The organism is Novosphingobium sp. LASN5T, from assembly GCF_003856955.1.
Taxonomy (GTDB): domain Bacteria; phylum Pseudomonadota; class Alphaproteobacteria; order Sphingomonadales; family Sphingomonadaceae; genus Novosphingobium.
Window position 1 is genome coordinate 43,004 of the sequence record NZ_RQSI01000006.1, and the last position, 18,716, is coordinate 61,719.

The window sequence follows — 18,716 nt, forward strand, 5'->3', positions numbered from 1 at the left end:
CCGATCCCGCGATTCTGCATGGCGCGGCTTTGTCAGGCCGATGGTTCCCCGCTGGCGCCGTCGCGGTCAAGCAGATCGAGCAGTTCGGGCGGGAATATGCGTTCGGGCCATGCGGCAAGCTCGGCCCTGTCGAACCAGCGGTGCTCGCACATCAGCCGGCGCTCCAGTTCCGTATGGCCGCTGGTATCGATCGCGGCGGCGGACACGCGGATACGGAAATAGCGCTCGTCCGCCGTGACGGGTTCGCCGTCGAAGGTCACGAAATCGTTGCCGCGCGCGGCGATCACCGGGCCGGGATCGGCGACGATGCCGGTTTCCTCCAGCAGTTCGCGCCGGGCCGCGTCGGCCCAGTCCTCGCCCGGATCGCATTCGCCGCCCGGCGTGGCCCAGAATGGGCTGCGGCCTTCGGGCGTAAAGCGGAACAGCAACAGCCGGTCATCGGTATCGAACAGCAGGATGCGCGCCGCCCTGCGGATGCGCCGCGCCGTGGCGCTTGCCGTCATTCGCCGGGCGCCCGCGCCTTGATGGCCAGCGCGTGGACGCGTTGCCCCGGCAGATCGCCCAGCGCGCGGTTGACCATGCGCTGCCGCTCCAGCCGGGAAACGCCGGCAAAGGCCGCGCTTTCGATCTCGACGGTGAAATGCGATTCGCCCGACCCGTCGTGTCCGGCATGGCCATGGTGGCTGGCGCTGTCGTTGATCACCGCAAGCCGTAGCGGAAGGAAGGCTTCTTTCAGCCTCTGTTCGATTTCCTGTGCGATCGGTCCTGTCATGTCTTCCGTTTTAGCGCGTCAGGCACCATGTGAAAGCCCAATGAGGCAAGACAAGTTTCACGGCCGCGTCCACAATGCAGGGCGCCTTTGCAATGCTCCCGGCTGCGACCAGCCGGGAGAATTCCGCGCACCCGGCGTGCGCGCTTCGGGCTTCGACGGCCCCGGCGATTACCGCTGGTTCTGCCTCGATCACGTCCGCGCGTTCAACGCCGGCTATGATTTCTTCGCCGGCATGACGCCCGACGAGATTCTGGCCGCGCAATCACCGCTTGCCGGGTGGGACACGCATTCCCGCGCGTTCCGGCCCGATGCGGGCATCGATGCCGCTCCGCGCTGGGCGGACTTCGCCGATCCGCTGGAGGCAATCGCGGCGCGGGCGAAGGCGCGCCGTCAGGATCATCGCAACGCGCAGGAGGCGGCGCAGCGTGGGATCGGCCCCGAAGAACGCGCGGCTTACGAGGTGCTGGGGCTGGCTTTCGATGCCGATCGCCGGGCGCTACGATCGCGCTATTCGGAACTGGTCCGGCGCTATCATCCCGATCGCAACGGTGGCGACCGCAGCCACGAAGGGCGGCTGCAGCAGGTGGTAGAAGCCTACAACCGGCTCAAGGCGACGCGGGCCTTCGCCTGAACCGCTTTACGGCTGCGTGGGCGCGGCTGGCGGGGCGGCGGGAGCCTCCGTCGGCGCTGGCACCGTCGCGGCAGGGGCGGCCGGCGCGCTTGCTTCCGGTGCTGGCGCAGGCGCCGGGGCGGGCACTGCCGGGGTCTTGGGCGCGAACGAGGACGGATCGGGAACCGGCGTGATCTTGCCGTGCAGCGCGTCGATCTCCGCCTGCCGCATCGCCAGATAATACGTACGCGTCGCGGCGTAAGGGTCTTTGGCTTCGATGTTCAGCTTGCGCAGCGTATCGTCGAACTCCACTCGGTAGTCGAGCGAGCGCACCACGCTGGCGCCGATCGAATAGGCGGGATGCTTGAATGGCCCGCGCACCAGCGTGGGGATGAAGGCGCGATCGAAGAACAGGCCGATGCCGTCGCGCAGCGTGGTTGGCCCCACGATCGGCAGGAAGGCATAAGGGCCGGGGCCGATGCCGTAGTAGCCCATCGTGTTGGCGAAGCCGTTGTGGCGATAGGGAAGGTGGAACGGCTTGCGCTTGGCAACGTCGAACAGGCCGCCGATGCCGAGCGTGGAGTTGATCATGAAGCGGCCCAGCGTCTTCAGCGCGCTGTGCGGCTTCAACTGGAGCACGAAGTTCACGAACGCGACCGGTTCGTCCAGGTTGTAAAGCACGTTGTGCAGGCCATCGCGGAGCGGGCCGGGCAAGCCATCGCGATAGACGCTGGCGACGGGCGCGACGAAGGCCTTGTCCACGCCCTGGACCACTTCGTACGACTTCTCGTTGATGTTCTCGAACGGATCGGTGGGTGAGGGGCGACGCTTTGCCTCCACGGTAATGGCGTTCGGATCGGCCTTGGGGGGTGGGGCGGCGGACGCTTGCGCGGTCGCTCCCTGCGCCGTTGTCGATATGACGACGGGCGCCGTGGCATCGTCCCCTGGCACCTGCGGCGCGGCAGCCTCGACCGATGGGTTCGGGGTTTCAGATGCGAACGAGGCGTTGGCTAGCAGGAGCACGGTAGCGGAAACGGGAACGATCAAAATGCAGTCCTGTCGAGCGTTGGTAGGCGCAAGTATCATCAACGGCTGCCCCCGTCCCGATGATCGACCTGCAAGGTGCCATTCTGACACCAGTTTCATGCCAGCGCAACGAACCTGCGCTGCAAATTCGACCGAACTTGTGCTGACTTAGCCCAAGTGTTGGAGATCGGGCTCCACGAACCGGCGGCGCGCTTCGACGGAAAACAGGCGGTCGCGCGAGTAGAACCGCAGCGGCCAGTCGCGCGCCGCTATCTCGCTTTCCAGCAAGCGGTGAACGGCATCGGCCAGCGGAGTCTCCGGCGGCAGGGCAGCCGCGAACTGGCGGATGGCGGTGACGTAAAGCTGGGTCAGCGTCTCGTGATAGCCGGCGCTGTCCGTATTCTCGCCGCCGACCGCGACGTTGTACGCACTGATGATCGCGGGAAGATCGCGTTCGGGAACGATATCAGGGCGTTCGCGCAACAGCCACAGGCACGCGGCGAGGTGCGCTTCGTGCGTCCATTCCGCCTTGGCAAGCGAATGGTCCAGCAAGCCCTGACCCACACGGCGCACGGCCGCGTCGGTGCGGAACGGGGTGGGATCGTCGGTCGGCATGGTCCGGGAAGTGCTGGTGACCCTGGAGCCGGAACCCTGATGGCTCCGGCCCGCGGGTCAGGGCACCAGGGTTCCCGGCAGGTCTCAGGCCGCTTCGGTCGCGGAGACCGGGGCAGCCTGGCGGACGCTTTCATCGACGTGATCGGCGAACTGCGCGAAGTTGTCGATGAACTGGCGGACCAGCGTCTGCGCTGTGCGATCGTATTCCTCCGCATCGGCCCAGCTTGCGCGCGGATCGAGCAGCTTGCTGTCCACGCCCGGCACCGCAACCGGCACTTCGAAGCCGAAGTTCGGGTCCTTGCTGAACTGGGCGTCGTTCAGGCTGCCGTCCAGCGCGGCGTTGAGCAGCGCGCGCGTCGCCTTGATCGGCATGCGCTTGATGCCTTCCATCGTCGCCTTGCCGCCCGACCAGCCGGTGTTGACCAGCCAGCATTTCACGCCGCCCTTGGCGATGCGTTCCTTCAGCAGGTTGCCATAGACCGAGGGGTGGCGCGGCATGAACGGTGCGCCGAAGCAGGTGGAGAAGGTCGCTTCCGGTTCGGTCACGCCGATTTCGGTGCCCGCAACGCGCGCGGTGTAGCCCGACAGGAAGTGATACATCGCCTGGTCCGGGGTGAGGCGCGCGATCGGCGGGAGCACGCCATAGGCATCCGCCGTCAGGAAGATCAGGTTGGCGGGCACCGGCCCCAGGTTTTCTTCCGACGCATTCGGAATGAAATCGATGGGATAGGAACCGCGGCTGTTTTCCGCGAGCGAATTGTCGTCGAGATCGAGCAGCCGGGTGTCGGGATCGATCACCACGTTTTCCAGCACCGTACCGAAGCGCTTGGTGGTGGCGAAAATTTCCGGTTCGGCTTCGGCCGAAAGGCGGATCATCTTGGCATAGCAGCCGCCTTCGAAGTTGAACACGGCGGTATCGGACCAGCCATGTTCGTCATCGCCGATCAGGGTGCGGCTGGCGTCGGCCGAAAGCGTGGTCTTGCCGGTGCCGGAAAGGCCGAAGAACACGGCGGTCTTGCCGTCCTGGCCGATGTTGGCCGAACAGTGCATCGGCATCACGCCCTTCACGGGCAGCAGGTAGTTGAGGATGCCGAACACCGACTTCTTCATTTCGCCGGCATAGGCCGTGCCGCCGATCAGGATGAGCTTTTCGGTGAAGTTGACCGCGATCACGGTTTCGCTGCGGCTGCCGTGGCGCTCGGGGTCGGCACGGAAGCTGGGCAGGTCGATGATCGTGTATTCGGGCGCGAACGTGGCGAGTTCGCTTTCGCTCGGGCGGACCAGCAGCGTGCGGATGAACAGGTTATGCCAGGCCAGTTCGTTGATGACACGCACGTTGACGCGGTGTTCCGGCTGCGAACCGCCGAACAGGTCGGCCACGTAGAGCCGGTCCTTTTCGGCCAGCGCCTTCAGGAAATCAGCCTTCAGCGCGGCAAAGTGTTCCGGCGTCATGGCAACGTTGGTCTTGCCCCACCACACCGTGTTTTCGGTTTCGGCATCCTTGACGATGAACTTGTCCTTGGCCGAACGCCCGGTGTGCTTTCCGGTGGCGACCACGAACGGGCCTTCGGCGGCGAGCAGGCCCTCGCCATTGCGAACGGCGTGCTCGACCAGCGGAGCTGTGCCCAGGTTGGCGAAGAGTTCGGCCGGTTCGGGGAAGCCCTGCTGCGAAAGGGGCACGTTCAGGCGGCTATCGGACACATTGGGTCTCCCATGCTGCACTGCCTGCGGGACCGGGGTCATTTCCGGGCTGCGCGGGCGGCGCTTTGCGAATACGAATGCGTTGATTCCCGATTGCGCATAGTGCGTGGTCGGCATCGCGTCAAATCCCGCGAAATGTGCAGTTTTTTGCACGATAGTTGCGTTTTTTGCAATAAATGGTGCTGCGATGCACAATTTGTGCGGCGGGCAGGTTGCGTCTGTAACGACCCTGCGATGGGGCTATCGACAGGCGCCGCCTTGCCGGAACTTCGATGGGCGATTATGCGAAGGCGATGTCCGGCAACGAAACCGCGATCCCGCATCGGGCTGCGACCGTGGCCCTGGTCGACGACGACCGCAATATCCTGACGACGGTCTCCATCGGGCTGCAGGCCGAGGGCTTTGTGACGCGGCTTTATTCGGATGGGGCGGCCGCTCTCAAGGCCCTGCTCGACAACCCCCCTGACCTTGCGGTGTTCGACATCAAGATGCCGCGCATGGACGGCCTGGAGCTGTTGCGACGGCTGCGCGAGAAAAGCGATCTGCCGGTCATCTTCCTCACCAGCAAGATCGACGAGGCGGACGAGGCACTGGGCCTCGCCATGGGCGCGGACGATTATATCGCCAAACCTTTCAGCCAGCGGCTGCTGATCGCGCGCATCCGGGCCATCTTGCGGCGCAGCGAAATCGTCCGCCGCGATGCAACCGAGACGGCTCCGGCCGAGCCGCTTCCCGATCCGATCCGGCGCGGAAGGCTGGTGATGGACCCCGCCCGGCACCTGGTGGAATGGAACGGCGCGCCGGTTTCGCTCACGGTTACCGAGTTTCTGATCCTAGAGGCGCTGGCCATGCGGCCGGGCGTGGTGAAGACGCGAAACCAGTTGATGGACGCGGCCTATCACGATGACGTGTTCGTGGACGATCGCACGATCGATAGCCACATCAAGCGCCTTCGCCGCAAGTTCCGCGCCGCCGATCCCGCCTTCGCCGCGATCGAGACGCTTTATGGCGCGGGATACAGCTTTGCCGATGAATGACGGCCTTGCCGAACCGGCGCCCCAGCGCGCCGGACGCCTTGGTCTGACGCGCATCGGCCTGACGCGCACGCGCGGCCCGTCGCTGACGGTGCGCATCCTGGCCGTGAACGTGATCGCGCTGGCGCTGCTGGCGGGCAGTTTCTTCTACCTCGACAGCTATCGCACGCAGCTTCTCAAGGAGCGTTTCAAACTGGCGCGGGCGGAAGCGGAAATTGTCGCTGACGCTGTCGAGCCGGTTGCGCTGCCCGACCGCCGGATGCTGATCGCGCGAATCGGTTCGGAGCAGCGGCTGCGCTTGCGGCTCTATGGCGCGGACAATGCTCTGGTGGCCGACAGCTTTGCCCTGGCGGGTCCGTCGTTCGTGCTGATCGATCCGGAAACCGAGCCGTGGTACCAGAAGGCTGCCCGCTTGCTCGACCGGGGCGTGGACCTGGTCGTGGGGGCGCCCAAGGTGGACAGCTATCGTGAACCCGCCAGCCCCGATGGCGGAAACTGGCCGGAAATCACCACCGCCCGCGAACACCGGGCAACAGCGGTCTATCTGCGCTATGCGCCCGACCGCACGCCGGTGATCAGCGCGGCGACGCCTGTGGGATCGGACGGGGACATGCTGCTGACCACGCGCAACGCGCTGGATATCACGCAGGCGGTGCGAGACGCGCGACAGACGCTGGTCATCATCATCGGCCTGGCGTTGCTCCTGTCCATCCAGTTGTCGCTGTTTCTGGCGCGGACGATCGTACAGCCGTTGCGGGCGCTGGTCCGCGCAGCGGTGCGTGTGCGGCTGGGGCGAGAGCGCGAGGTGGTGGTACCGCGCCTGCCCGATCGGGGGGACGAGATCGGGCTGCTGGCGCGCGCCGTATCCGACATGACGGCCGCCTTGCGGCAGAAGATCGACGCGGTGGAGAGCTTCGCCGCCGATGTGGCGCACGAATTGAAGAATCCGCTGGCGTCGCTGGGCAGCGCGATCGAGGCGATGGAGCGGATCGAGGACCCGGACCTGCGCCGCCAGCTGGCCGCGATCGCCGCGCATGACGTCCAGCGTATCGATCGCCTGATCACGGAAATCGCCGACGCGAGCAGGATCGACGCGGAACTGAGCCGCGCGACCTTCACGCAGCTCGACCTGGCCGATCTGGCGGCGCAGGTGGTGGGGGCGCGCGACGCCAGACCGGACCGGGCGGCGGTGCGCATCCGCTTCGCGCGCGGGGAGGGGGGAACCCTGGTACGGGGCGATGCCGTGCGGCTGGAACGTGTGCTGGAAAACCTGCTGGACAATGCGGTGTCGTTCTCGCCGCCCGAAGGCGTGGTCGATGTCGCGGTCGGGGGGGAAGGTGCGAACGTTTGGCTTTCCGTATCCGATCAAGGGCCGGGCATTCCGGAAAGCGAACGGGAAAAAGTGTTCGAGCGGTTCCATTCGGTGCGCCCGGCCGACGAGGCATTCGGTTCGCACAGCGGGTTGGGTTTGGCCATTGCCCGCACGATCGCGGAAGCGCACGATGGCGCCCTGACGATCACCGACAGGCCTGACGGAGCGGCCGGGGCCTGTCTGCTGCTGGAAATGCCGCTCGACCGGGAGGAAACGGCATGAGCGATGCGCATCCCATCACGCATCAGGGCACATGCGTGATGATCGGAACACAGGGGCTGTTGATCGAAGGGCCGCCGGGGGCAGGCAAATCCAGCCTGGCGCTGGCGCTGATCGATCGCGGCGCGACGCTGGTGGGCGATGACGGCGTGCTGATCGAGGCGCGGAACAGCCGTGTCATCGCCAGCCCGCATCCCCGGATCGCGGGCAAGCTCGAAATCCGCAACCTCGGCCTCGTCGAGATGCCGGCGGTGGGAGGCGTGCCTCTGGCGCTGGTGGTGCGACTCGATGCGGCCGCGCCGCGGTTCGTCGCGGCGGCCGACAGCGCGGTGCTGGCGGGGTGCGCTCTGCCGATGATCCGGCTCTATCCCGATACGCCGGTGCTGGCGCTGCGTGCCGAAGTGGCGCTGCGGCAATTCGGCCTTCCCGATTTCTGAAACAACCGATTTTCGAGAGTTCTTTCCTTAGTGCCCGGGAAAGCGCAGAAGGCTGGCATGGCGCGCGAATCCGAGGATCAACCCCAACGCATCCTGCTGGTGACCGGTGTTCTTGGCGCGGGCAAGACCACGGCGCTGCGCACGCTGGAGGACATGGGCTGGGAAGCGGTGGACAATTTCCCCATCCGCCTGCTCGACCGGCTGCTGGAAACCGAACGCGGTTCGGCGGCGCTCGATTCCGGCACGCCGCTGGCGATCGGTTTTGATACCCGCACGCGCGGGTTCGATCCCGCCAAGACCATCGAACTGGTCAAGGGTCTGTCCGAACGGCCCGGCCTGTCGATCACGACCCTGTTCCTCGATTGCGCCGGCACCGAACTGGAGCGCCGCTACAACGAGACGCGCCGCCGCCATCCGATGAGCGAGGGCAAGCCGGCCGCGACCGGCATCGCGGCCGAACGCGAGTTGCTGGAGCCGCTGCGGCGCTGGGCGGACGTGGTCATTTCCACCACCAGCTTCACCACCAACGACCTGCAACGCACGATCCGCGAACGGTTCGGCGATCAGGGGCCGGCGCGGACCACGGTGACCATTACAAGCTTCGGCTTTTCGCGCGGGATGCCCCCACTGGCCGACCTGATCTTCGACATGCGCTTTCTGGCCAATCCGCACTGGATCGACGATCTGCGTCCGATGACGGGGCAGGACGCGCCGGTGGGCGACTATATCCGCCAGGACCCGGCGTTCGACGAGGCATTTGCCCGCATTCGCGACTTGCTGCTGCTGTTGCTTCCGCGCTTCGAGGAGCACGGAAAAGCGTACGTTAACATTGCTTTCGGCTGCACCGGAGGCCGCCATCGTTCGGTGTTCATGGCCGAACAGATCGCTTCCGCCTTGCGCGACGCCGGATTTTCTCCCACATTGCAGCACAGAAATCTGGCGTCACGGGCGGCTGACCTGCTCGAAGACGACCGGCGAGAGACTGGGTGAGGTCGCTCTGGAAGACGTGCAATGGAATTGCCAACGGTTTCGCGTATCGCGTGATCCTGCAAAGCCTGCGTTAAGCATGGGCAGGATAAGATGCTCGGCCGTCTTTCGGAGCCATCCTGTTTCATGATTGGTCTGATTCTCGTAACGCACGGCGCTCTTGCCGAGGAATTCATCCATGCCATGGAGCATGTGGTCGGCAGGCAATCCGATGTCATCGGTGTATGCATCGGCCCCAATGACGACATGGAAAAGCGCCGCAAGGAAATCGCCGATGCGATTCGGCGAGTGGACAGCGGGGATGGCGTGATCATCCTCACCGACCTGTTCGGCGGCACGCCGTCCAACCTGGCCATCTCGCTGATGCAGGCGGGGAAGGTGGAAGTGATTGCCGGCATCAACCTTCCCATGCTGATCCGCCTTGCCAAGGCGCGGGTGTGCATGGGGCTTCGGGAAGCGACGGTGGCCGCGCGGGAAGCGGGCCGCAACTACATAACGATCGCATCCGAATTTCTGGGACAGGACGCGTGAAGCATGGCTGAATCGAGCTACGTCGCCCGAGAAACCGTTACCATCGTCAACCAGCGCGGCCTTCATGCCCGCGCCAGCGCCAAGTTCGTGAACGCGGTGGCCAAGCTGCCCGCCGGGCTGGACGTGAAGGTGGCGAAGGACGGCACCGAGGCGGCAGGCGGCTCGATCCTGGGGCTGATGATGCTGGGCGCGGCCAAGGGCGACACGGTCGACGTGATCGTCTCCGGCCCGGAAGGTGAGGCGGACAACGTGCTGATGAAGCTGTCCGGCCTGATCAAGGACGGCTTCGGCGAGGACTGACCGGCCGGTGCGCAAGGTTATCACCGGGTTCTCCAACCCGACCGTCAAGTTCGTCCGCTCCTTGCGCGACAAGAAGCACCGCAAGCGCGAGCAGCGCTTTCTGGCCGAGGGATTGCGCCTGCTGACCGACGCGCGCGAGGGCGGCCGCGTGCCGGAAATCCTGCTGATGGCGCAGGGACGCGAGCCGCACCCCTTGCTCGATGTGCTGGAACAGACCGTCGCCGCTGCCGGGGGCGATGTTCTCGAACTGCCCGAAGACCTGCTTGCCAAGGTGACGGGCAAGGACAATCCGCAGGCTGTGGCCGGCGTCTTCGCCGAATGGGATACCGGCCTTGCCACGATCGACCGCCACGCCGCGCCGATCTGGCTGGTGGCGCAGGCCATGCGCGATCCGGGGAACATTGGCACCATGCTGCGCACGGCCGACGCGGTGGGCGCGGGCGGGCTGATCCTGCTCGACGATTGCGCCGATCCCTTCTCGGTCGAAGCGGTGCGCGCCAGCATGGGGGCGATCTTCACCCAGCGGCTTGCCCAGGCGCGCTGGGACGATTTTATCGGCTGGCTGCGCGCGGGTGAGGGGCAACTCGTCGCCGCGTCGCTTCGGGAGGCCGTGCCCTATCGCGGTGCGCCTTATGTCGCCCCGTGCTTCGTGATGGTCGGCAACGAATCGCGCGGGTTGCCCGAGGACTACGAAATGGCCTGCGATCTGCGCGTTACCATGCCGATGAAGGGGCGGGCCGACAGCCTGAACGCGGCGGTTGCCGGGGCAGTGCTGGCCTACGAGGTGCTGGCGTCGCTCGAGGGTTGAAACGGCGCCATCGGCGTTAATCGTATGATCATCGCGCCGTTCTATAAGACGGTATCATGCGCAACGTTCCGATCCTTGCCGCCTTCGCGCTTTCTGCCAGCCTGCTGGCCGGAGGCTGCACGACGCCGGCGGCCGGTGGCGCGCCCGGCCTTGTCGGCACGCAATGGACTATCGCCAGCATCGACGGAAAGGCCCCCGCCGCGCCAGATCGGGCGCGGATGGGCTTTGCGGAAACGCGCCTTTCCGCCAGCGTCGGCTGCAATGGCATCGGTGGCGAATACCGGGTGGAGGGCGATCGGTTGATTGCCGGTCCGCTGATTTCGACGCGGATGTTCTGCGAAGGACTGGTGGGGCAGCAGGAGGAAGCGGTGAACGCTCTCCTGTCCGGTGCCCCGCGCTTCCGGCGCAACGGCGATCGCCTGTGGATCGAATCCGGCGGGCACACGCTGGAACTGCACGGTGCGCCCACGGCCAAATCCAAAGGCTAATCGCCCGAAATAAGCGCGGTGATTTTCCAGCCGCCATCGTGTGGCTCCGCGATCAGGCGATAGGAAATCACGCTGCGCAGCTTCGCTGTTTCGACATAGCCGTTCTGCCCTGAGGCCATCAGCTTGACCCGGGTGAAGCGCGCCTTGGGATCGAAGCTTTCGGACGCGATCGACACCATGGCCCAGTCGAGCGTGGCGCGGGTTTCTCCGGCAGCCGAAGGCGTGGCGCGCAGCGGCACGTCCGGGCCGGTTGCCAGCATCGTGGTATAGGGATCACCGTCGTCGGGCACGTTCCAGAAGTACCAGGGCATCGCCGCCAGCCCGCCTTCGATCGAACAGCCGAGCGGCAGGATGCGGTCCAGCTCCTGCCACAGGCCCGCCTTGGGATCGGCCAGTCGCTTCTTCAATTCGTCGGCGCCGCTGCCGCCGCCGTAGTCGAGCCGGATGTTGGGATCGGCCAGCGCGGCCAGTGCGCCAGCATCCCGCGCGGTGACCGCTGTCGCCAGCCGGCCGCGAAACGCTTTCCACCCAGGCGCCTTGTCGCAGTCCTCGCGCGGGGCATAGCGCGCCTCTTTCGGTGTCGGGCTGGGCGTGGGGGAAGGCGAGAGGGCGGATGACGGTTCGGGTTCGGGCGTGGCGCTTGCCTCCGCCGGGTCCGACGCGGCTTCGGCGGGAGGCGCGGCCACGGGAGCCTGCTGCTCGGGCGCGGCGCGGTCGCAGCCGGCCAGTACGCTCAGCGCCGCGAATGCCAGCCATCGCCCCCGTACTTTCATTTCACCCCGCCGTCGCTGCGATGTCGTCCTCTGTATCAACCGGTTGCGGCGCGGGAAGTTCCGAAGGCTCTACCGCCATGCTTTCGGCATAACGCGGTGCGGATTCGACGAGCGAGACTTCCTCGATCTCGCGCTTGCCGATCGAAACGCCCTTGTCGCGCAGGCGGCGGCCGGCCGAGAGGACGTTGCGTTCGAAGCTGCCGACGAACTTGTTGTAGTTTTCGACCGCGCTGTTCAGCCCCCCGCCCACGCGCTTGAGATGCTCGGTGGCGGTGGCGAGGCGATCGTAAAGCTCGGTCCCCGCCTTGCCGATTTCCACGGCTTCGCGCGCGATGGTGTCCTGCCGCCATACCATCGCCACGGTGCGCGCGATGGCGACGAGGTTGGTGGGCGTGGCGAGCAGCACCTTGCGTTCGAAGGCGAAGTCCCAAAGCCCCGGATCGTGTTCGAGCGCGGCGGCGACGAAGTGTTCGCCTGGCACGAACATCACCACGTAGTCCGGCGCGTCGTCGAACTGGCTCTGGTAGGATTTCGCGCCAAGCTGCTGGATGTGGTTGCGCATCGAGGTGGCGTGCAGGGTGAGGAAATGTTCCCTGGCCTCGTCCGTGTCGGCCGCGAATGCATCCTGATAGGCGTTGAGCGAGACCTTGGCGTCCACGATCAGGCTTTTCTGCCCGGGGATGCGCACGATCGCGTCCGGGCGGAGGCGGCCGTCCTCGGTGTCGATCGAATGCTCGGTGACGAAATCGGTGTGTTCGGCAAGCCCGCACTGTTCGAGCAGGTTGCGCAATTGCTGTTCGCCCCAGCGCCCGCGCGCCTTGGGCGCGTTGCGCAGCGAATTGCCCAGCCGCGCGGCTTCGGCGCGCACGGCCTCCTGCCCATCGCGCATCGACTGGATCAGGCCCGACAGCTGCCCGAACGAATCCACCCGCTTGGCTTCGAGTTCCTGAACCTGCTGTTCGTATTTCTGGAGCCGCTCGCCCACCGGGGCGAGCAGCGTGCGCAGGCGTTCGGCGCTGGTCTTCTCGCTCTGTTCGAAGCGATCGGCGGCGCGGCGCAGGAACGCCTCCTGCGCGCCTTCCAGCACCTTGGCGCCGGCCGCCTCGAATTCCTTGCGCAACGCCTCGCGCGCCTCGACCAGCAGGCGCTCGCGCTCGGCGAAGTTGGTGGCGTCGGCCTTCATCCGCGCGACTTCGGCCCGCAGCGCCTCGCGCTCCTCGCGCGCGGTGGCGAGGTCGGCGGCGAGCGCATCGGCATGGCGCGCGCGTTCCGTGGCCGAGGCCAGTTGCGAGGCGAGCGCGTTGCGTTCCTGGCGGATCGCGGCAAGTTCCCCGGTCACCTGATCGAGCAGCTTCACCCGCTCGCTCATCGCCGCGAGATCGACCGTCATCGCCTTGACCGTGGCCTCGTGCGCCTTGGCCGCGCTGTCCCGCTCGGCATGGCGCTGCTGCCAGTCCGCCACGGGACGCCCGCCCAGAAACCAGCCGATCGCAAGACCCAAAACGAGGGCGACGATCAGGAAAACGAGCAGGAGAAAGGGCGAGTCCACGGCAGCTCCGCAAAAGAACGAAGCGTGAACCTAAAGCATGGCCGGCGCTATGACAACCGGGCCGGGCCAGTTCTCCGCCGTCACGCCGCCTTGCGCAGCTTTTCCAGCTTCTTGAGCGCCATCTGCCGCTTGAGGCGGGAGAGGTGGTCGATGAACAGGATGCCTTCGAGGTGGTCCATCTCGTGCTGGAGACAGGTGGCGAGCAGGCCTTCCATGTCCTCTTCGTGCACCGTGCCGTCCTCGTCCTGCCAGCGGGCGCGGATGCGCGCGGGGCGTTCGACTTCGGCGTAGATCTCCGGCACCGAGAGGCAGCCTTCGTTGTAGATGGCGTGCTCTTCCGAAGGATCGAGAATTTCGGGATTGATGAAGACCCGCGGTTCCCGCTTGGTCGGCTGGTGCGTGTGGTGGTGGCCGCCGTGCGCGGTGCACACTTCCGGCTCCGCGTCCTCGTCATCGGGCTGGAGATCGATCACCAGCACGCGCAGCGGCACGCCCACCTGGATCGCGGCGAGACCGATGCCGGGGGCATCGTACATCGTCTCGAACATATCGGCGACGAGCGTCTTCAACTCGTCGTCGAACGTCGTGACGGGTGCGGACACCTGCTTGAGGCGCGGATCGGGAACTTCGATGATTTCGCGGATAGCCATGGAGCGCAGATAAGCGCGTTGTGGCGGAGTCGCAAGGGACGCTGCGGTTAGGGGGCGAGGCTTGGGACGACGCGGCTTCGTCCGGCCGCAGTTCGTCGCGAATCCCCGCTATCCCACCGGCCGCCGGGCGCGCAGGGCCTGGGCGAGCGTGCCTTCGTCGAGATAATCGAGTTCGCCGCCGACGGGCAGGCCGTGGGCGAGCTGGGTAACGCGGACAGGAAACGCTTCCAGCCTCTCGGCGATGTAGTGCGCGGTGGTCTGGCCTTCGAGCGTGGCGTTCATCGCCAGCACCACTTCGTCGATCCCGCCTGCCGCCACGCGATCAAGCAGGCTGGCAATGGCAAGGTCTTCGGGGCGCACGCCGTCCAGCGCGGACAGGCGGCCGCCGAGAACATGGTAGCGGCCGGTGAACAGGTGTGCGCGATCGAGCGCCCACAGGTCGGCCACTTCCTCCACCACGCAGATCGCGCGCGAATCGCGGCGGGGATCGGCGCAGATGCCGCAGGGGTTGCTGGTATCCACGTTGCCGCAGGTGTCGCACTCGACGAGCCGGTCGCGCACGGTGACGAGCGCATCGACAAGCTGCGTCAGCGCGGTTTCACGGCGCTTGATCAGCCACAGCACGGCGCGCCGCGCCGAGCGCGGGCCAAGTCCGGGAAGGCGGGCGAGCGCGCCGGCCAGCGCCTCGATCTCTTGCGATGCCATGGCCGCACAGATAGGGCCACCGCAGGCAAACGGAAGGCTTTTCGCACACCATGCGCATCATCTTCATGGGCACGCCCGATTTCGCGGTGCCGACGCTGCGCGCGCTGGTGGCGGCGGGGCATACGGTCGTCGCGGCCTACAGCCAGCCGCCACGGCCCGCCGGGCGCGGCAAGAAGCTCCAGCCTTCGCCGGTGCATCTGGCGGCCGAGGCGCTGGGGATCGCGGTGCGCACGCCGGCCAGCCTGAAAGGCGCGGAGGAACAGGCGGCGCTGGCCGCACTGGATGCCGATGTCGCGGTGGTGGCCGCCTATGGCCTGATTCTGCCGCAGGCGGTGCTCGATGCGCCGCGCTGGGGCTGCCTCAACGTCCACGGCTCGATCCTGCCCCGATGGCGCGGCGCCGCGCCGGTGCAGCGCGCGATCCTGGCGGGGGACGAGGAAACCGGCGTGACGATCATGCGGATGGAGCGCGGGCTGGACACCGGGCCGATGCTGGCGAACGTGTCGACGCCGGTGGACGGGAAGACGGCGGGCGCGTTGACGGAGGAACTGGCCGCACGCGGCGCGGCGCTTATGGTAGAGGTGCTGGCGGACCTGCCGGGGCACCCGCCGGTGACCCAGCCGGAGGATGGCGTGACCTATGCCCACAAGATCGACAAGGCGGAAAGCCGGCTCGATTTCACCCGGGCGGCGGTGGACGTGGAGCGGCAGGTGCGCGCTTTCGCGCCGGCGCCGGGCGCGTTCTTCGAACTGGATGGCGAACGCTATCGCGTGCTGGCGGCGGAGGTCGTGGCTGGCGCGGGAGTGCCCGGAACCGCGCTGGACGATGCGCTGACGATTGCGTGCGGCATCGGCGCGCTTCGTCCATTGATTGTCCAGCGCGCTGGGCGGCCCGCGATGGACACGGCGGCGCTGTTGCGCGGGCGGGCGGTGTCGGCTGGCACGGTGCTGGGCTGATGGCGGCTTGCTGCCGGTCGGGGAGCCATCCCGCATGACTCGTTTCGCGCTCACGCTCGAATGGAACGGCCAGCCCTACATGGGCTTCCAGCGGCAGGCGCACGGGCCTTCGGTGCAGCAGGCGGTGGAGGAAGCGGCGTTCGCGGTCACCGGGCAGGCGGTGACGCTCCACGCCGCGGGGCGGACCGATACCGGCGTCCACGCTCTTGCCATGCGCGCGCATTTCGATCTGGCGCGCGATTTCGACGCATTCCGCCTGTCCGAAGCGCTCAACGCGCGGTTGCGGCTGGCCCGGCACGCGGTGGCGGTGCTGGACGTGCGGGTGGTCGATGCGGACTGGCACGCGCGCTTTTCGTGCCTGGGGCGGGCCTATGAATACCGCATCGCCAACCGCCGCGCGCCGCTGACGCTGGAGGCGGGGCTGGCTTGGCGCATCGCCCGGCCGCTCGATGCCGCCGCGATGCACGCGGCGGCACAGGAACTGGTCGGTCACCACGATTTCACCACGTTCCGGTCGGTTCATTGCCAGGCGGCGAGTCCGCTCAAGACGCTCGACCGGCTGGACGTGCGGCGCGAAGGCGATCACGTGATCGTCGAGGCGGCGGCGCGCAGCTTCCTGCACCACCAGGTGCGCTCGATGGTGGGTTGCCTGGCGCTGGTGGGGCAGGGGATGTGGACCCGCGCCGACCTCGCCGCCGCGCTCGCCGCGAAAGACCGTTGCAAATTAGGACTTAACGCGCCCCCGGAAGGGCTCTACTTCGTGAAGGCGATCTATCCGGGAGAATGAAGATGTCCGATGTCAAAGGCCTGCAACTGCTGTCCACCCTGGGCGAGGATGGCTTGCTGACGGTGGAACTGGTCGAACAGACCGTATCGGCCCCCAAGGGGCGCGAAGTGCTGATTCGCATGGAAGCGGCGCCGATCAATCCGTCGGACCTGGGGCTGCTGTTCGGCCCGGCCGATGTCGAGAACGCGGAATATTCCGAAGGCCGGCTCGTCGCGCGGATGCCTGAAGGCGCGGTGCGCGCGATGAAGGCGCGGATCGGCGAGGCGATGCCGGTGGGTAACGAAGGCGCGGGCACGGTGATCGCCGCCGGCGATGCGCCCGAGGCACAGGCGCTGCTGAACCGGCGCGTGACCTGCCTGCCGGGTGGCGCCTATGCGCAGTATCGCGTGGTCGATGCGGGGGCCTGCATCGCGCTGCCCGATCACGTCTCGGCCGAGCAGGGCGCATCCGCCTTCGTCAATCCGCTGACCTCGCTGGGCTTTACCGAGACGATGAAGCTGGAGGGCTTCACCGGGCTGGTCCACACGGCCGCCGCTTCGAACCTGGGGCAGATGCTGGTGAAGATCTGCCAGGAGGACGGCATTCCGCTGGTCAACATCGTGCGCAGCGCGGCGCAGGAGAAGATCCTGCGCGATCTGGGCGCGCAATATGTGCTGGATTCCACAGCCGCCGATTTCCTGCCGAAGCTGATCGACGCCATTGCCGAAACCGGGGCGATGCTGGGCTTCGACGCGATCGGCGGCGGCACGCTGGCCGGGCAGATCCTGACCGCGATGGAAGCGGCGGCAAGCCGGGGCGCTGCCTATAGCCGCTATGGTTCGTCCACGCCCAAGAAAGTCTATATCTACGGCGCGCTTGATCTGGGGCCGACGGTGCTGAACCGCGCGTTCGGGCTGACCTGGGATCTTGCCGGCTGGCTGCTGACCCCGTTCATGGCCAAGGCCGGGCCGGAGATCGTGGGGCGGATGCGCGCGCGGGTGATGGACAACATCACCACCACGTTCGCCAGCCACTACAAGGCGCGGGTGCCGCTCAAGGACATCCTCAGCCGCGGGGCCGTGCTGGAATACAACGCGCGGCGGACGGGCGAAAAGTACCTGATCCTGCCCAACGGCTGAAGCGGGGCTGATTTCGGCACGCAACTGGAAAGGATGAGAAGCGTCACCCCGGCGAAAGCCGGGGTCTCAGGCGCTTGCGGGAAAATCCCGGCACAGTGCCGCCGAGCCGCACGAGACCCCGGCTTTCGCCGGGGTGACGGGGCGGGCAGGGGTGACGGGACAGGGGGAGCAGGGGCCAAAGGCTCCCGCCCGTCTTACGCCTTGTGGGCAACGCTTTCGGGCAGGTCCTTGCCGAACACGCGCTGGTAGTATTCGGCCACCAGCACGCGCTCCGCTTCGTCGCACTTGTTGAGGAACGAGAGGCGGAAGGCGAAGCCAACGTCGCGGAAGATCTGGCTGTTGTGCGCCCAGGCGATGACGGTGCGCGGGCTCATCACCGTGGAGATGTCGCCGTTGACGAAGCCCTTGCGCGTCAGGTCGGCGACGCGGACCATGTCGGCGATGGTCTGCTTGTCCAGCCCTTCCACCTTGTTGGCCACGACCGCGATCTCGGTCTCGGCCGGCAGGTAGTTGAGCGCGACGACGAGGCTCCAGCGGTCCATCTGGCCCTGGTTGATCGCCTGCGTGCCGTGGTAAAGACCGCTGGTATCGCCCAGGCCCACCGTGTTGGCGGTGGCGAACAGGCGGAACCACGGGTTCGGGCGAATCACCCGGTTCTGGTCGAGCAGCGTGAGCTTGCCTTCGGTTTCCAGCACGCGCTGGATCACGAACATCACGTCCGGCCGGCCGGCGTCGTATTCGTCGAACACCAGAGCGGTGGGCGTCTGCAGCGCCCAGGGCAGCAGGCCTTCGCGGAATTCGGTGACCTGCAGGCCATCGCGCAGCACGATCGCGTCACGCCCGATCAGGTCGATACGGCTGATGTGCGCGTCCAGGTTGATGCGGATGCAGGGCCACTTCAGCCGCGCCGCGATCTGTTCGATATGCGTGGACTTGCCCGTGCCGTGATAGCCCTGGACCATCACGCGGCGGTTGTAGGCAAAGCCCGCCAGGATCGCCAGCGTGGTGTCCGGATCGAAGACGTAGCCTTCGTCCAGATCGGGCACGCGCTCGTCCGCTTCGGAGAAGGCGGGCACCTTCATGTCGATATCGATGCCAAAGACTTCGCGCGCGTCGATCGTGGTGTCCGGCGCGGGAAGCACGGTGGTGGCTCGGCTGTCGGGCTGGATGTTCGGAATATCGGTCATCGCGACATCGCCTATACGCCCGCGCGCGCGGCTGCAACTAGGTTTGCCACTTGGCGCGATTGCGGCATCATCGGGCAACGATTCAGGGAGA

Annotated in this window: 22 protein-coding genes; 12 read left to right on the forward strand and 10 right to left on the reverse strand. The window is 66.7% G+C overall.

What is annotated here, in order from left to right:
- Nucleotides 1-32: 32 nt before the first annotated feature.
- Both EH199_RS06180 and EH199_RS06185 read right to left on the reverse strand, forming a co-directional pair.
- Nucleotides 33-503 carry an NUDIX hydrolase gene (locus tag EH199_RS06180; RefSeq protein ID WP_124808406.1) on the reverse strand — a complete coding sequence of 157 codons (471 nt, stop codon included), beginning with the start codon at nt 501-503 and terminating at the stop codon, nt 33-35.
- Nucleotides 500-772: a BolA family transcriptional regulator gene (locus EH199_RS06185; protein WP_124808407.1), complete on the reverse strand. Its 273-nt coding sequence runs from the start codon at nt 770-772 to the stop codon at nt 500-502. Before EH199_RS06185 ends, EH199_RS06180 begins: the two co-directional genes overlap by 4 nt.
- A 40-nt stretch (nt 773-812) precedes the next feature.
- On the opposite strand from EH199_RS06185, the gene EH199_RS06190 reads away from it, so the two are divergent.
- On the forward strand, nt 813-1,403 hold the full coding sequence (locus EH199_RS06190) for a J domain-containing protein (RefSeq protein ID WP_124808408.1): 591 nt from the start codon (nt 813-815) through the stop codon (nt 1,401-1,403).
- Between the two features lie 6 nt (nt 1,404-1,409).
- Here EH199_RS06190 and EH199_RS06195 read toward each other — a convergent pair whose 3' ends face one another.
- The 3 genes from EH199_RS06195 to EH199_RS06205 form a co-directional block, all read right to left on the reverse strand.
- Nucleotides 1,410-2,429 (reverse strand): VacJ family lipoprotein, encoded by a 1,020-nt coding sequence (locus EH199_RS06195; RefSeq protein ID WP_190287161.1) that lies wholly within the window; start codon nt 2,427-2,429, stop codon nt 1,410-1,412.
- 147 nt (nt 2,430-2,576) lie between these two features.
- Nucleotides 2,577-3,023: a hypothetical protein gene (locus EH199_RS06200; RefSeq protein ID WP_124808410.1), complete on the reverse strand. Its 447-nt coding sequence runs from the start codon at nt 3,021-3,023 to the stop codon at nt 2,577-2,579.
- Between the two features lie 84 nt (nt 3,024-3,107).
- A complete protein-coding gene (locus EH199_RS06205) occupies nt 3,108-4,724 on the reverse strand; it encodes a phosphoenolpyruvate carboxykinase (protein WP_223806499.1) in 1,617 nt (538 codons plus the stop codon).
- Nucleotides 4,725-5,017: 293 nt separating this feature from the next.
- On the opposite strand from EH199_RS06205, the gene EH199_RS06210 reads away from it, so the two are divergent.
- The 8 genes from EH199_RS06210 to EH199_RS06245 all read left to right on the forward strand — a co-directional run bounded on the left by EH199_RS06210 (nt 5,018) and on the right by EH199_RS06245 (nt 10,900).
- Nucleotides 5,018-5,761 (forward strand): response regulator transcription factor, encoded by a 744-nt coding sequence (locus EH199_RS06210; RefSeq protein WP_190287166.1) that lies wholly within the window; start codon nt 5,018-5,020, stop codon nt 5,759-5,761.
- A complete protein-coding gene (locus tag EH199_RS06215; protein ID WP_223806510.1) occupies nt 5,754-7,352 on the forward strand; it encodes an ATP-binding protein in 1,599 nt (532 codons plus the stop codon). The genes EH199_RS06210 and EH199_RS06215 overlap by 8 nt, the downstream gene beginning before the upstream one ends.
- The gene (locus EH199_RS06220; protein ID WP_124808413.1) at nt 7,349-7,786 is read left to right on the forward strand and encodes an HPr kinase/phosphorylase; all 438 of its coding nucleotides are present in this window, start codon (nt 7,349-7,351) and stop codon (nt 7,784-7,786) included. The genes EH199_RS06215 and EH199_RS06220 overlap by 4 nt, the downstream gene beginning before the upstream one ends.
- Nucleotides 7,787-7,843: 57 nt before the next feature.
- On the forward strand, nt 7,844-8,776 hold the full coding sequence (rapZ, locus tag EH199_RS06225) for an RNase adapter RapZ (RefSeq protein WP_124808414.1): 933 nt from the start codon (nt 7,844-7,846) through the stop codon (nt 8,774-8,776).
- A gap of 123 nt (nt 8,777-8,899) precedes the next feature.
- Nucleotides 8,900-9,304 carry a PTS sugar transporter subunit IIA gene (locus tag EH199_RS06230; protein WP_124808415.1) on the forward strand — a complete coding sequence of 135 codons (405 nt, stop codon included), beginning with the start codon at nt 8,900-8,902 and terminating at the stop codon, nt 9,302-9,304.
- 3 nt (nt 9,305-9,307) lie between these two features.
- Nucleotides 9,308-9,604 carry an HPr family phosphocarrier protein gene (locus EH199_RS06235; RefSeq protein ID WP_124808416.1) on the forward strand — a complete coding sequence of 99 codons (297 nt, stop codon included), beginning with the start codon at nt 9,308-9,310 and terminating at the stop codon, nt 9,602-9,604.
- Nucleotides 9,605-9,611: 7 nt separating this feature from the next.
- Nucleotides 9,612-10,412: an RNA methyltransferase gene (locus EH199_RS06240; protein ID WP_124808417.1), complete on the forward strand. Its 801-nt coding sequence runs from the start codon at nt 9,612-9,614 to the stop codon at nt 10,410-10,412.
- Nucleotides 10,413-10,468: 56 nt separating this feature from the next.
- The gene (locus tag EH199_RS06245) at nt 10,469-10,900 is read left to right on the forward strand and encodes an META domain-containing protein (protein ID WP_124808418.1); all 432 of its coding nucleotides are present in this window, start codon (nt 10,469-10,471) and stop codon (nt 10,898-10,900) included.
- On the opposite strand, the gene EH199_RS06250 is transcribed toward EH199_RS06245, so the two are convergent.
- From EH199_RS06250 to recR, 4 genes are all read right to left on the reverse strand, one after another.
- Nucleotides 10,897-11,673, reverse strand: a complete 777-nt coding sequence (locus EH199_RS06250) for a hypothetical protein (RefSeq protein ID WP_124808419.1) — start codon at nt 11,671-11,673, stop codon at nt 10,897-10,899. The genes EH199_RS06245 and EH199_RS06250 overlap by 4 nt on opposite strands.
- A gap of 1 nt (nt 11,674) precedes the next feature.
- The gene (gene rmuC, locus EH199_RS06255; RefSeq protein WP_124808420.1) at nt 11,675-13,222 is read right to left on the reverse strand and encodes a DNA recombination protein RmuC; all 1,548 of its coding nucleotides are present in this window, start codon (nt 13,220-13,222) and stop codon (nt 11,675-11,677) included.
- An 80-nt stretch (nt 13,223-13,302) separates the two neighbouring features.
- On the reverse strand, nt 13,303-13,872 hold the full coding sequence (def, locus tag EH199_RS06260) for a peptide deformylase (RefSeq protein WP_124808421.1): 570 nt from the start codon (nt 13,870-13,872) through the stop codon (nt 13,303-13,305).
- A 108-nt stretch (nt 13,873-13,980) separates the two neighbouring features.
- The gene (gene recR, locus EH199_RS06265; protein WP_124808422.1) at nt 13,981-14,577 is read right to left on the reverse strand and encodes a recombination mediator RecR; all 597 of its coding nucleotides are present in this window, start codon (nt 14,575-14,577) and stop codon (nt 13,981-13,983) included.
- Between the two features lie 50 nt (nt 14,578-14,627).
- On the opposite strand from recR, the gene fmt reads away from it, so the two are divergent.
- The 3 genes from fmt to EH199_RS06280 are packed head-to-tail and all read left to right on the forward strand — an operon-like array spanning nt 14,628 to nt 17,438.
- The gene (gene fmt / locus EH199_RS06270) at nt 14,628-15,533 is read left to right on the forward strand and encodes a methionyl-tRNA formyltransferase (RefSeq protein ID WP_124808423.1); all 906 of its coding nucleotides are present in this window, start codon (nt 14,628-14,630) and stop codon (nt 15,531-15,533) included.
- Nucleotides 15,534-15,567: 34 nt separating this feature from the next.
- Nucleotides 15,568-16,320, forward strand: a complete 753-nt coding sequence (gene truA, locus EH199_RS06275) for a tRNA pseudouridine(38-40) synthase TruA (protein ID WP_124808424.1) — start codon at nt 15,568-15,570, stop codon at nt 16,318-16,320.
- Between the two features lie 2 nt (nt 16,321-16,322).
- Nucleotides 16,323-17,438, forward strand: coding sequence for a zinc-binding dehydrogenase (locus EH199_RS06280; RefSeq protein WP_124808425.1), 1,116 nt, complete (start codon nt 16,323-16,325; stop codon nt 17,436-17,438).
- Nucleotides 17,439-17,632: 194 nt separating this feature from the next.
- Here the strand turns inward: EH199_RS06280 and cobS are convergent, their stop codons facing one another.
- Nucleotides 17,633-18,625, reverse strand: a complete 993-nt coding sequence (gene cobS / locus EH199_RS06285) for a cobaltochelatase subunit CobS (protein ID WP_124808426.1) — start codon at nt 18,623-18,625, stop codon at nt 17,633-17,635.
- Nucleotides 18,626-18,716 lie beyond the last annotated feature (91 nt).